General features: G+C 60.3%; 11 protein-coding genes. 8 read left to right on the top strand and 3 right to left on the bottom strand.

Translation table 11 applies throughout. The annotated features are described in order from the left end of the window. Positions 1-121 precede the first annotated feature (121 nt). Positions 122-769 (top strand): MarC family protein, encoded by a 648-nt coding sequence (locus tag FFR93_RS18040; RefSeq protein ID WP_064708928.1) that lies wholly within the window; start codon positions 122-124, stop codon positions 767-769. Between the two features lie 121 nt (positions 770-890). On the opposite strand, the gene FFR93_RS18035 is transcribed toward FFR93_RS18040, so the two are convergent. Beyond that, positions 891-1403, bottom strand: coding sequence for a single-stranded DNA-binding protein (locus FFR93_RS18035; protein ID WP_064708929.1), 513 nt, complete (start codon positions 1401-1403; stop codon positions 891-893). A 284-nt stretch (positions 1404-1687) separates the two neighbouring features. Between FFR93_RS18035 and uvrA the strand changes: the two genes are divergently transcribed. The 3 genes from uvrA to FFR93_RS18020 are packed head-to-tail and all read left to right on the top strand — an operon-like array spanning position 1688 to position 5897. Continuing rightward, entirely contained in the window at positions 1688-4609 is a 2922-nt protein-coding gene (gene uvrA / locus FFR93_RS18030) for an excinuclease ABC subunit UvrA (protein ID WP_138394218.1), read from the top strand. Next, complete coding sequence (locus tag FFR93_RS18025; protein ID WP_138394217.1) at positions 4606-5067, top strand: GNAT family N-acetyltransferase; 462 nt, start codon at positions 4606-4608, stop codon at positions 5065-5067. Before uvrA ends, FFR93_RS18025 begins: the two co-directional genes overlap by 4 nt. A gap of 23 nt (positions 5068-5090) precedes the next feature. Next, positions 5091-5897, top strand: coding sequence for a DUF72 domain-containing protein (locus FFR93_RS18020; protein ID WP_138394216.1), 807 nt, complete (start codon positions 5091-5093; stop codon positions 5895-5897). A gap of 6 nt (positions 5898-5903) precedes the next feature. Here the strand turns inward: FFR93_RS18020 and FFR93_RS18015 are convergent, their stop codons facing one another. After that, positions 5904-7376 carry an NAD(P)H-hydrate dehydratase gene (locus FFR93_RS18015; RefSeq protein ID WP_138394215.1) on the bottom strand — a complete coding sequence of 491 codons (1473 nt, stop codon included), beginning with the start codon at positions 7374-7376 and terminating at the stop codon, positions 5904-5906. Positions 7377-7720: 344 nt separating this feature from the next. On the opposite strand from FFR93_RS18015, the gene FFR93_RS18005 reads away from it, so the two are divergent. The 3 genes from FFR93_RS18005 to hspQ all read left to right on the top strand — a co-directional run bounded on the left by FFR93_RS18005 (position 7721) and on the right by hspQ (position 10034). Next, entirely contained in the window at positions 7721-8059 is a 339-nt protein-coding gene (locus FFR93_RS18005) for a P-II family nitrogen regulator (protein ID WP_003539626.1), read from the top strand. A gap of 78 nt (positions 8060-8137) precedes the next feature. Next, the gene (gene glnA / locus FFR93_RS18000; RefSeq protein ID WP_064708933.1) at positions 8138-9547 is read left to right on the top strand and encodes a type I glutamate--ammonia ligase; all 1410 of its coding nucleotides are present in this window, start codon (positions 8138-8140) and stop codon (positions 9545-9547) included. A 157-nt stretch (positions 9548-9704) separates the two neighbouring features. After that, positions 9705-10034: a heat shock protein HspQ gene (gene hspQ / locus FFR93_RS17995; RefSeq protein WP_064712799.1), complete on the top strand. Its 330-nt coding sequence runs from the start codon at positions 9705-9707 to the stop codon at positions 10032-10034. Positions 10035-10185: 151 nt separating this feature from the next. On the opposite strand, the gene FFR93_RS17990 is transcribed toward hspQ, so the two are convergent. After that, entirely contained in the window at positions 10186-10851 is a 666-nt protein-coding gene (locus tag FFR93_RS17990; RefSeq protein ID WP_064708935.1) for an invasion associated locus B family protein, read from the bottom strand. A 284-nt stretch (positions 10852-11135) separates the two neighbouring features. Here FFR93_RS17990 and FFR93_RS17985 point away from each other — a divergent pair, with 284 nt between their 5' ends. Further along, on the top strand, positions 11136-12938 hold the full coding sequence (locus tag FFR93_RS17985) for an extracellular solute-binding protein (protein WP_138394214.1): 1803 nt from the start codon (positions 11136-11138) through the stop codon (positions 12936-12938). The last annotated feature ends 38 nt before the right edge of the window (positions 12939-12976 follow it).

Below are 12976 nucleotides of genomic sequence, written 5' to 3'. Positions count from 1 at the left end.
TGCAGGTTTCGCGGCCGGACCGGGCAAATCCGCCGCTCGCCGTCGCGGGATATTTGCCGAATCGGAACCGGCGCTTCACAATCGTGAAAACCACGCATTCATATGATGTTTCGGAGAGACGATGGCAAGCGCCGACCAGTTGATCAACGCATTCACCACGCTCATCGTCACCATCGACCCGCCGGGGCTCGCACCGCTCTTCCTCGGGCTGACGATCGGCATGAGCCGCGCCGAGCGCCGGCAGGTGGCACTGCGCGGCTCGACCATCGCCTTCATCATCCTTGCCGTCTTCGCCCTGTTCGGTGCGGGCGTGCTCGGCGTGCTCGGGATCTCGATCGGCGCCTTCCGCCTCGCCGGCGGGCTCTTGCTCTTCTGGATCGCCTTCGAGATGGTGTTCGAGAAGCGGCAGGACCGTAAGGAAAAGACGACCGAGGTGGCGATCACCAGGGACCATATCGAAAATATCGCCGTCTTTCCCCTCGCCCTGCCGCTGATCGCCGGCCCCGGCGCGATCTCTGCAACCATCCTGCTTTCCGGTACGCTGGAGACCTCGGTCGAAAAAGCCCAGCTGATCGGCGTCATCGCCGCCATTCTGCTGCTGACCTTCATGATGTTGCTGATCGCTGAGAGGCTCGACCGTTTCCTCGGCGTCACCGGCCGGGCGATCCTGACCCGCCTGCTCGGCGTCATCCTTGCAGCCCTTGCAGTGCAGTTCGTCGTCGATGGCGCGAAAGCGGCGCTCAATCTCATCAGCGCGACGCCTCGATGAAAACGGCGGCAGATGGACCGGGCGATCCGATTAGTTCATCTGCCTTGCCATCAAAGAAAAAGAGCATGACGCCGCGTGGACATCATGCTCTCAGATGCTCTCATAAAGCCAAGGCGGCCGATCAAAACGGAATATCGTCATCGAGATCGCGCGAGAAGTTGCCGCCGCCACCGCCGCGGCTCGGCGCTGAGGACGGTGACGGGGCGCCGTAGTCGTCGCCGTAATCGTTATTGCTGCTGCCGCGGCCGCCGCCGAAGCCGGAGCTTGCGCCGCCGCCATCGCCGCGGCCGTCGAGCATGGTCAGCGTCGAATTGAAGCCCTGCAGCACCACTTCCGTCGAGTAGCGGTCCTGGCCCTGCTGGTCCTGCCATTTACGGGTCTGCAGCTGACCTTCGATATAGAGCTTGGCGCCCTTCTTCACATATTGCTCGACAACCTTGCAGAGGCCTTCGTTGAAGACGACGACGGTGTGCCACTCGGTCTTTTCGCGGCGTTCGCCGGAATTGCGGTCACGCCAGGTCTCCGAAGTCGCGATGCGGAGATTGGCGATCGGCCGGCCATCCTGAGTGCGGCGGATTTCGGGGTCTGCACCCACGTTTCCAACCAGAATTACCTTGTTCACGCTACCAGCCATGCTTCTCACCCTGCCTGCCGCCCTGCCCGGCGGCGTTTCAATCGATCGGCGCACCTTAAACCATCACGGACCGCCGATGCGCATGGGCGGCATTTAATCCACATGTTTATCCATCAGAAAGCCGCATGCATCCATCAGGAATTTTGTTCTTTATTTGTTCTAGTTTATCCGTATGATCCTGTCAACAGAATCGAAAACCTTGAGCCATCCAGGATATTCAGCCTCGACTCGCCCGTCGGCATCACTAAATAAGGGCTGTTATCCAGAAAACCAAAGCAGAGACGATGAGCGAACTGAAGACGATCTCCATCCGCGGCGCGCGCGAGCACAATCTGAAGAGCATCGATCTCGATCTGCCGCGCAACAAGCTGATCGTCATGACCGGGCTTTCGGGCTCCGGCAAATCGTCGCTCGCCTTCGACACCATCTATGCCGAGGGCCAGCGGCGCTATGTCGAGAGCCTATCGGCCTATGCCCGGCAGTTCCTCGAGATGATGCAGAAGCCCGATGTCGACCAGATCGACGGGCTCTCTCCGGCGATCTCGATCGAGCAGAAGACCACCTCGCGCAACCCGCGCTCGACGGTTGGCACCGTCACCGAGATCTACGACTATATGCGCCTGCTCTTTGCCCGCGTCGGCGTTCCCTATTCGCCGGCGACGGGCCTGCCGATCGAGAGCCAGACCGTCAGCCAGATGGTCGACCGCATCCTCGCTTTCGGCGAGGGCACCCGTCTTTATATTCTTGCGCCGCTCGTGCGCGGGCGCAAAGGCGAATACAAGAAGGAACTGGCGGAGCTGATGAAGAAAGGCTTCCAGCGCGTCAAGGTAGACGGCCAGTTCTACGAGATCGCCGAAGCGCCTGTTCTCGACAAGAAATACAAGCACGACATCGACGTCGTGGTCGACCGCATCGTCGTGCGCCCGGATGTGTCGGCACGTCTGGCCGATAGCCTCGAAACCTGCCTCAAGCTCGCCGACGGGCTGGCGATCGCCGAATTCGCTGACAAGCCGCTGCCGCCGGAGGAGACCTCGGCCGGCGGCTCGGCCAACAAGTCGCTGAATGAGACGCATGAGCGGGTGCTGTTTTCGGAAAAATTCGCCTGCCCGGTTTCGGGCTTCACCATCCCGGAGATCGAACCCCGGCTGTTCTCCTTCAACAATCCCTTCGGCGCCTGCCCGACCTGCGACGGCCTCGGCGCCCAGCAGAAGATTGATCCCGACCTGATCGTGCCAGAGCCCGAACGGACGCTGCGCGACGGGGCGATCGCGCCCTGGGCCAAATCGACCTCGCCCTACTACAACCAGACGCTGGAAGCACTCGGCAAACGTTATGGCTTCAAGCTCGGTACCCGCTGGAACGACCTGTCAGACCAGGCCAAGGACGTCATCCTCAACGGCACCGACGACAAGATCGAGTTCCACTACGCCGACGGTGCCCGCTCTTATACGACGCACAAGAATTTCGAAGGCATCATCACCAATCTCGAGCGCCGCTGGAAGGAAACCGATTCCGCCTGGGCGCGCGAGGATATCGAGCGCTTCATGTCGGCCGCTCCCTGCCCGGCCTGCAACGGCTACCGCCTGAAGCCGGAAGCACTCGCCGTGAAGATCAACAGGCTGCATATCGGCGAAGTAACCGAGATGTCGATCCGCATCGCGCGCGACTGGTTCGAGACGCTGCCGGCGACCTTCAATGCCAAGCAGAACGAGATCGCTGTCCGCATCCTCAAGGAAATCCGCGACCGCTTGCGCTTTTTGAACGATGTCGGCCTGGAATATCTCAGCCTGTCGCGCAACTCCGGCACGCTGTCGGGCGGCGAGAGCCAGCGCATCCGGCTCGCCTCGCAGATCGGCTCGGGCCTGACCGGCGTGCTCTACGTGCTCGACGAGCCGTCCATCGGCCTGCATCAGCGCGACAACGCCCGGCTGCTCGACACGCTGAAGCACCTGCGCGACATCGGCAACACCGTCATCGTCGTCGAACATGACGAGGATGCGATCCTGACGGCTGATGATGTGGTCGATATCGGCCCGGCCGCCGGCATCCATGGCGGCCAGATCATCGCCCACGGCACGCCGCAGGACATCATGGACAATCCGAAGTCGCTGACCGGCAAATATCTCTCTGGTGAACTCGGCGTTCCCGTTCCCGAGCAGCGACGCAAGCCGAAGAAGGGCCGCGAGATCAAAGTAATCGGCGCACGCGGCAACAATCTGAAGAACGTTACCGCATCGATCCCGCTCGGGGTCTTCACTGCGGTGACTGGGGTTTCCGGCGGCGGCAAGTCCACCTTCCTGATCGAGACGCTTTATAAATCGGCGGCGCGCCGTGTGATGGGCGCGCGTGAAATCCCCGCGGACCACGATCGGATCGATGGTTTCGAGCATATCGACAAGGTGATCGATATCGACCAGTCGCCGATCGGCCGCACGCCGCGCTCGAACCCGGCGACCTATACCGGCGCCTTCACGCCGATCCGCGACTGGTTCGCTGGCTTGCCGGAAGCCAAGGCGCGCGGTTACCAGCCGGGGCGCTTTTCCTTCAACGTCAAGGGCGGACGCTGCGAGGCGTGCCAAGGCGACGGCGTCATCAAGATTGAAATGCACTTCCTGCCCGATGTCTACGTCACCTGCGACGTCTGCCACGGCAAGCGCTATAACCGGGAGACGCTCGACGTCACCTTCAAGCAGAAATCGATCGCCGACGTGCTCGACATGACGGTGGAGGAAGGCGTCGATTTCTTCGCAGCGGTACCTGCCGTGCGCGACAAGCTGCAATCGCTGAAGGATGTCGGCCTCGGTTATATCAAGGTCGGCCAGCAGGCCAATACCCTCTCGGGCGGCGAAGCGCAGCGCGTCAAGCTCGCCAAGGAGCTGTCGAAGCGCTCGACCGGACGCACGCTGTATATTCTCGATGAACCGACGACCGGCCTGCATTTCCACGACGTCGCCAAGCTGCTCGAAATGTTGCATGAACTGGTCAACCAGGGCAATTCGGTGGTGGTGATCGAGCACAATCTCGAAGTGATCAAGACGGCCGACTGGGTGCTCGATTTCGGGCCCGAGGGCGGTGATGGCGGCGGCGAAATCGTGGCCGTCGGCACGCCTGAGGCGATCGTCAGGGAAAAGCGTTCCTATACCGGCCAGTTCCTGAGGGAATTGCTGGAGCGTCGGACGGCCAAAAAGGCGGTCGCGGCGGAATGACGATGAGGCTGGCGTCGCCCGACGATCTTGAAACGATCGCGGCGCTGACGGCAGCCGCCTATCGGCCCTATACCGAACTCTTCGGCGCTCCGCCGATCCCTGTGACCGAGGACTATGGGCCGAGAATCCAACGCGGCGAGGTGTGGTTGCGGCAGGCCGGCGGCGAAGCGGCAGGCCTTGTCGTCCTCGAGCGACATCACGATCACCTCATGTTGTTCAGCATCGCCGTCTCGCCGTCCTTTCAGGGGGCCGGGCATGGGCTGGCGATGCTCAACTGGCTGGAAGGCAAGGCGCGGGAATGGGTTTTGCCGGAGATCCGGCTCTATACCAATGCGCTGATGGAGCGGAACATCGCCCTCTACAGCGCCTTCGGCTTTCAGGAAACGGGTCGCCGGCCGAACCCTTATCGGCCAGGATGGGTTCTCGTCGACATGACGAAAGAGATCGTTGCCGCCTGAGCGGCTGCCAAAGGGAGGACGACATGACGAAATCCGGCATTATCCGCACCGGCATCGGGGGTTGGACCTTCGAGCCCTGGCGCGGGCATTTCTTTCCAGAAGACCTGAAACAGAAGGACGAGCTGCATTATGCCAGCCGCCAGTTGAAGGTCATCGAGGTCAACGGCACCTATTACAGCACGCAGAAGCCGGCGGTCTTTGCTAAATGGGCGGCCGATGTGCCCGAGGGTTTCGTCTTTTCGCTGAAGGCGACGCGTTTCGTCACCAATCGGCGAGTGCTTGCCGAGGCTGGTGAATCGATGGAGCGCTTCCTCACATCCGGAATCAGCGAACTCGGCGACCATCTCGGGCCGCTGCTCTGGCAGTTCGCGCCGACGAAGAAGTTCGATCCGGAAGATTTCGAGGCTTTTCTGAAGCTGCTGCCGCCAAAGCAGGACGGGCTGGCGCTCCGCCATGTGGTCGAGGTGCGGCACGATTCCTTCAAGGTGCCGGAATTCGTCGCGCTGCTGGCTAGATATGGGGTGGCGCCGGTCTGCGCCGAACATTTCGAATATCCGATGATCGCCGACGTTACCGCCGATTTCGTCTATGCGAGGCTGCAGAAGGGATCGGACGATATTCCGACCTGTTATCCCGACAAGGATCTGAAGGCCTGGGCAGACCGGCTCCAGAGCTGGGCCGAGGGCAAGGTTCCGGACGATCTGCCGCTGATCGACGAGGATCGGAAAGTGAAGGCCGAGCCGCGCGACGTCTTCGCCTTCATGATCCATGAGGGCAAGGTCAATGCGCCGCACGGGGCGATCGCCCTGCAGAAGTTGGTCGAGCAATAAGTCGGGTTAAAGCGGCAATACCGCCGCCGCGAGATCCTCCGCCGTCAGTCCCTTGCCGGCGCGGTGGGCTGTCTCTCCATGCAGCCAGACCCCGGCGGCCGCGGCCTCGAAAGCCGGCAGCCCCTGAGCGAGTAATCCGCCGATAATGCCGGCGAGCACGTCGCCGGAACCGGCGGTGGCAAGCCAGGCAGGTGCATTGGTATTGATGAGCGCGCGCCCGTCCGGCGAGGCGATGACGGTATCGGCCCCCTTGTAGACGATCGCGGCATTGGCGCGGCGGGCGGCCGCTGCCGCCTTGTCCACCTTCCCCAGATTTTCGTCGTCGCCGATGTCAGGAAAAAGCCGCGAAAATTCGCCTTCGTGCGGCGTCAACACCAGACGCGGCTCGCCGCGAAAAAGGCCGAAAAGCTGTTGCGGGTCGTCCTTGAACGAAGAGATACCGTCGGCATCGAGCACGAGCCGTCGATCGGCAAGCGCGCTGACGAAGCCGCGGGCTCTCGCGCCGATGCCAAAACCGGGACCGAGGACGAAAGTCTGCAACCGCTTGTCGGAGAGCCACTCAGCAAGGTCCGCCTCGTCCTCGACTGCATGCAGCATGACGGCTGTGAGATGCGCGGCATTGGCAGCCATCGCTGCCCCGGAGGCGGCGATCGTCACCAGGCCGGCGCCTGCTTTCAGACCGGAGATCGCTGACATGCGCGCAGCCCCCGTCTTGTCGGCGTCGCCCGAGAAAACGACCAGATGACCTCGCTTGTATTTGTGGGTTTCCAGCTGCTCGGCCGGCAGCACGCCCTTCCAGGCGTCAGGTGTATTCTCGGCGATGGCACCGCCCGCCTCGGCCCCGATGATCCGAGCGGGAATGCCGATGTCGAAGACCTCCAACTCGCCGCAAAGCTCCCTGCCCGGCATCAGGAGATGGCCGGGCTTGCGGGTCATGAAGGTGATGGTGTTGCAAGCCCGGAAGGCAGCACCCAGCACCTTGCCGGTGCGGCCATCGAGGCCGGAGGGCAGATCAATGGCGAGCACTGCGATACCGGCCTCGGCGACGCGGTTGATCAAGTCAGCCACATCGGCCGGCACCGCGCGGCCGAGCCCTGCTCCGAACAAACCGTCGATGACGACGTCACCGTCTTGCGGCCGGTAGAGGCCGATCTCTTGTCCCTCCAACAGGCAGCCGGCCCGCGCGCGGGCGGCATCGCCTTTCAGCTTTGCCGGATCGCCGAGATGAAAAAGCGCCACGGTCGCTCCGCTCTCCCGCAGATGCCTTGCCGCGACATAGGCGTCGCCCCCATTGTTGCCGGGACCGCAGAGCGCGACGAACCGCAGCGCCCCCGGATAAAGCCTGAGCGCGGCGGCCGCGGCGGCAGCCCCTGCTCTTTCCATGAGGCTGAAGGAATCGATTCCGGACGCAGCCGCGGCAGCGTCGATGGCGCTCATTTCGGCAGGCGTCACCAGGAGGTCTGAGGGATATTTGCTCATCAGCCTATTCAATTCAAAAAACGCACAAAAAACAACCGTCCAGAGTTGCGCATGGAAGAGTGAAAATTGTGCATTTGCCTACCTTTTAACCGACTCGCAATGTTCTTCTGCAACTGGAGAAAAACCGGACTTTTTCGGCATCCGAGCGATTTTTCGTTGATGATCGATGTTTTTCCACCTCTCTCTTCATCAAATCGACATCGAATTCCCCGCAGACGCGCCGGTTCGGCGAAAATCGACGTGTTTTTTCGACAAGATGGATTTCAAACTGGCACGATATCTGCATCATATCCGCGAGCGGGAACATCCCTGCCATAACAGGAGAAGCGGAGAGACATTTTCTCATGAAAAAGATCGAAGCGATCATTAAGCCCTTCAAGCTGGACGAAGTGAAGGAAGCCCTTCAGGAAGTCGGCCTGCAGGGTATTACAGTCACGGAAGCCAAGGGCTTCGGTCGTCAGAAGGGCCACACGGAACTCTACCGCGGAGCCGAATATGTCGTCGATTTCCTGCCGAAGGTGAAAGTCGAGGTGGTGCTGGCCGACGAGAACGCGGAGGCCGTCATCGACGCGATCCGCAAGGCGGCGCAGACGGGCCGCATCGGCGACGGCAAGATCTTCGTCTCCAATGTCGAAGAGGTTATCCGCATCCGTACCGGCGAGACCGGCATCGATGCCATCTGACCACTTTGCCAAGCGCGCAAAGTCCGATACCGTCACCGCGCCAACCTATTGTTATCACAAATTGGAGGAAGGTATTTAATGGCGACCGCAAGCGAAATTTTGAAGCAGATCCAGGAAAACGACGTCAAGTTCGTCGATCTGCGCTTCACCGACCCGAAGGGCAAGCTGCAGCACGTCACGATGGACGTTGCCAGCGTCGACGAGGACATGTTCGCTGACGGCGTGATGTTCGACGGCTCTTCGATCGGCGGTTGGAAGGCCATCAACGAGTCCGACATGGTGCTGATGCCCGACACCGAAACGGTGCACATGGATCCGTTCTTCGCTCAGTCGACCATGGTTATCGTCTGCGACATCCTCGATCCGGTCTCCGGCGAGGCCTATAACCGCGATCCGCGCGGCACCGCCAAAAAGGCCGAAGCCTATCTCAAGGCATCCGGCATCGGCGACACGGTTTTCGTCGGCCCGGAAGCAGAATTCTTCGTCTTCGACGACGTCAAGTACAAGGCCGATCCCTACAACACCGGCTTCAAGCTCGATTCGACCGAACTGCCGTCGAACGACGACACCGATTACGAAACCGGCAACCTTGGTCACCGCCCGCGCGTGAAGGGCGGCTATTTCCCGGTTCCACCGGTCGACAGCGCTCAGGACATGCGTTCGGAAATGCTGACGGTGCTCGCCGAGATGGGCGTCGTCGTCGAAAAGCATCACCATGAAGTCGCTGCAGCCCAGCACGAACTCGGCATCAAGTTCGATACGCTGGTGCGCAACGCCGACAAGATGCAGATCTACAAATATGTCGTGCACCAGGTGGCGAACGCTTACGGCAAGACCGCGACCTTCATGCCGAAGCCGATCTTCGGTGATAATGGCTCGGGCATGCACGTGCACCAGTCGATCTGGAAGGGCGGCAAGCCGACTTTCGCCGGGGACGAATATGCCGGCCTCTCCGAGACCTGCCTGTTCTATATCGGCGGCATCATCAAGCACGCCAAGGCGATCAACGCCTTCACCAATCCGTCGACGAACTCCTACAAGCGTCTCGTGCCGGGTTATGAAGCGCCCGTCCTGCTCGCCTATTCGGCGCGCAACCGTTCGGCTTCCTGCCGCATTCCGTTCGGCTCCAACCCGAAGGCCAAGCGGGTCGAAGTCCGCTTCCCGGATCCGACCGCCAACCCCTATCTCGCCTTCGCCGCCATGCTGATGGCTGGCCTCGACGGCATCAAGAACAAGATCCATCCCGGCAAGGCCATGGACAAGGATCTCTACGACCTGCCGCCTAAGGAACTGAAGAAGATCCCGACCGTCTGCGGCAGCCTGCGTGAAGCGCTCGAAAGCCTCGACAAGGATCGCAAATTCCTGACAGCAGGCGGCGTCTTCGACGACGACCAGATCGATGCGTTCATCGAGCTGAAAATGGCTGAGGTGATGCGTTTCGAAATGACGCCGCATCCTGTCGAGTACGACATGTATTATTCGGCCTGATTGGCCGCGATACTGAAAGTCCCGGCTCGCCGGGACTTTCACCTCCCCGGTCATGAACGGCAGAAGGAGGATATGACGTTCATGTGACGCCCTGGTGCAAAAATCTTGATTTGCACCGCACCAGTCACCAAATTTGGTGATGAAAGGAAGTCGTACCATGAAAGAAAGAGTAGCAAAGTTCAGTATCGGCGAAGTGGTCCGGCACAAGGTATTTCCGTTTCGCGGCGTCATCTTCGACGTTGATCCAGAGTTCGCGAATACCGAGGAGTGGTGGAATTCCATTCCTGCCGAGGTGCGTCCGAGCAAGGACCAGCCCTTCTACCACCTGCTCGCGGAGAATGACGAAAGCGAGTATGTCGCTTATGTCTCGGAGCAGAACCTGGTGAATGACGAAAGCGGCACGCCGCTTCGCAACCCGCAGATCTACCAGATTTTCGATCAAGCCCCGTCGGGGCAGTTCAAACCCAAGATGAGCTTCGCCCACTAAGTCGGTCAGATCGAACGCATGAACAAGGCCTCGCAATCCCGGCGAGGCCTTTCTTTTGACAAAATACCCTCTCGCAAGCCGAGGAGGATCAATATCCATCAATAAAAAACCCGGCACGAAGCCGGGTTCCTATCTCATATGGCGGCAGTTGTTACTGCGCCTTGGCTGCCTTCTGCGCGTCTTCCAGCTTCTTGCGGGCTTCCTCAGCCTTCTTCTGCATGCCTTCCTGCAGGCTGCGTTGGCTTTCGGCGAGCTTGGATTCGGAAACCGGTTCGCCGTCATAAGCGCCGGTGAAGCCTTCGAGCGAGATCTTGATCGGGTTCGGAGCGCGACGGAAGTTGATCGAGGTGAAGATCACGTCGCTGCCCTTCTTGAGGCTGGCGATCATCGCGTCGGTCAGCGGAATTTCAGCGGTGCACTTGTCCGGCAGGCAGACGGCGTAGTCGAGCTTCTGGCCCTTGCCGCCATCGATCTGCATGCTGATGCCGGGAGGAATGAGACGTGCAGTGGGAACCGAGACCTGCAGGAGCTTGCGGTTGATCTTGCCGGAGACAGAGATCAGGCCAACAGCCGTGACGAGCTGGCCGCCATTGGCGAGAATCAGGTTCTGGACAACACAGATGTCGTTGTCTTCCTGCTTGCTGCAGGTCTTGTACCAGCCGAGCTTCGGAGCGCCGGCGGCCTGTGCCGGAGCATCGGCCGGGGCCTGCGCCGCCGCGTCCTGCGCGAAGGAGGAGACTGGAGCCGAAGCGGCGCCGAACATCACTGCCAGAACGGACAGTGCTGCCCGCATTTTCTTTTCAGACTTGAACATCATAACGAATTCCGTCTCCTGATATCCGTTCGGGGCAGCGACGTGCCGCCCCAACCATCGGGTCGTTCGGCACTCACCTCATGGAAAAATAAGGCAAATGCATGACCCCGAAACTTCGGGTTCACCTGTTACATCGCAGCGTTCAAGATATCCAGCATTTCTTTGGCGAATTAAGGAGCAATTTCGTCTCCCGGGCAAAGAAATCGCCCCCGCGTGTTGGAATTGGTCGACCCCATGCTAATCTCCGGCATGAATCATGCCCGTTTTCACGGATCAAGGATTGCCGAATGCTCAGGATCATCGTCCCTCTCGTCTTCACGCTGCTGTGCGGTTCTGTCGCCGCTGAACCTTTGCACGGCATCGCGATGCATGGTGAGCCGGCCCTGCCGCCTGACTACAAGCACTTCCCTTACGTCAATCCCGATGTGAAGAAGGGCGGCAAGATCACCTATGGCGTCGTTGGCACCTTCGACAACCTCAATCCGTTCATTCTGAAGAGCATGCGCACGACGGCGCGCGGCATGTGGGATCCGGAATATGGCAATCTCGTCTACGAATCGCTGATGCAGCGCTCCCGTGACGAGCCCTTTACGCTCTACGGCTTGCTTGCGGAGGCGGTGGAATCGGATGATGAAAGGAGCTTCATCCAGTTCAACCTCAATCCAAGGGCGAAATGGTCGGATGGGCAGCCGGTGACGCCCGAAGACGTGATGTTCTCCTTCGAGCTGCTGCGAGACAAGGGGCGCGTTCCCTTCTCGAACCGCCTGAAAGTCGTCGACAAGATGGAGAAGGTCGGCGAACATAGTGTTCGTTTCACCCTCAACGAGCAAGCCGACCGCGAGACGCCTTTGATTTTCGGCCTTTTCCCGGTGCTGCCGAAGCACGCGATCGATCCCGAAACCTTCGATCGCACCTCGCTGACACCTCCGGTCGGCTCCGGACCCTATAAGGTGAAAGCGGTGAAACCGGGCGAGAGCATCACCTATGAGCGCGACCCGAATTACTGGGGCAAGGATATTCCCGCCAAGGTCGGCACCGACAATTACGATCAGATCATCGTACAATATTATCTGCAAGACACGACACTCTTCGAGGCCTTCAAAAAGGGCGATGTCGACATCTATCCCGACGGCAATCCCGGTCACTGGGCCAATGCCTATAATTTCCCGGCTGTCAGCTCGGGAGCCGTGATCAAGGACGTGTTCACGCCGAAACTGCCGAGCGGCATGCTCGGCTTCGTGTTCAACACGCGCCGTCCGATCTTTGCGGATTCGAAGGTGCGCGAAGGCCTGTCGCTGGTATTCGATTTCGAGTGGGCGAACAAGAACCTCTACTCCGGCGCCTACAAACGCACGCAGAGCTTCTGGCAGAATTCCGAGCTTTCAAGCTTCGGCGTTCCCGCCGATGCGAGGGAGCTTGCCCTGCTCGGGCCGATAAAGAACAAAATCGCGCCGGATATTCTCGATGGCACCTATAAGCTGCCGGTCACAGACGGCTCCGGCCGTGACCGTAATGTGCTGAAACAGGCAGTCGGATTGTTGAAACACGGCGGCTACACGATCCAGGGCGGCAGGATGCTTGACGCCTCCGGCCGCCAGCTCGCCTTCGAAATCATGACGCAGAACGCCGACCAGGAGAAGCTCGCCGTCGCCTATCAGCGTTCGCTGCAGGCGATCGGCATCGCCGCTTCAATCAGAACCGTCGACGATACGCAATATCAGAGCCGGACGAACAGTTTCGACTACGACATGATCATGAAGTCCTACACCTCGTCCTTGTCGCCTGGAAACGAGCAGCTCGGCCGCTGGTCTTCGGCTGCTCGCACACGCGAGGGTACCGACAGCTTTGCCGGCGCAAACGATCCCGATCTCGATACGCTGATCGACCATCTGCTCAGAGCGCGCTCAGCGGAGGATTTCACCGCGGCGGTCCGCTCCTATGACCGGCTGTTGCTCTCCAGCCATTACGTGCTGCCGCTTTATCATATGGACCAGCAATGGGTGGCGCGCAGCAAACGCATCGGCCGTCCTGACAGCGTGCCACTCAGCGGCTATCAGCTGCCGGTATGGTGGGATGCGAGCGTGCAGTAAAAACCAGCGAACCGCCGCGCCTGATGGCAGCCGCGGAG

Source organism: Rhizobium sp. MHM7A, assembly GCF_005862215.1.
Lineage (GTDB): Bacteria > Pseudomonadota > Alphaproteobacteria > Rhizobiales > Rhizobiaceae > Rhizobium > Rhizobium bangladeshense.
This window is presented reverse-complemented; position numbering and strand designations above follow the sequence as displayed.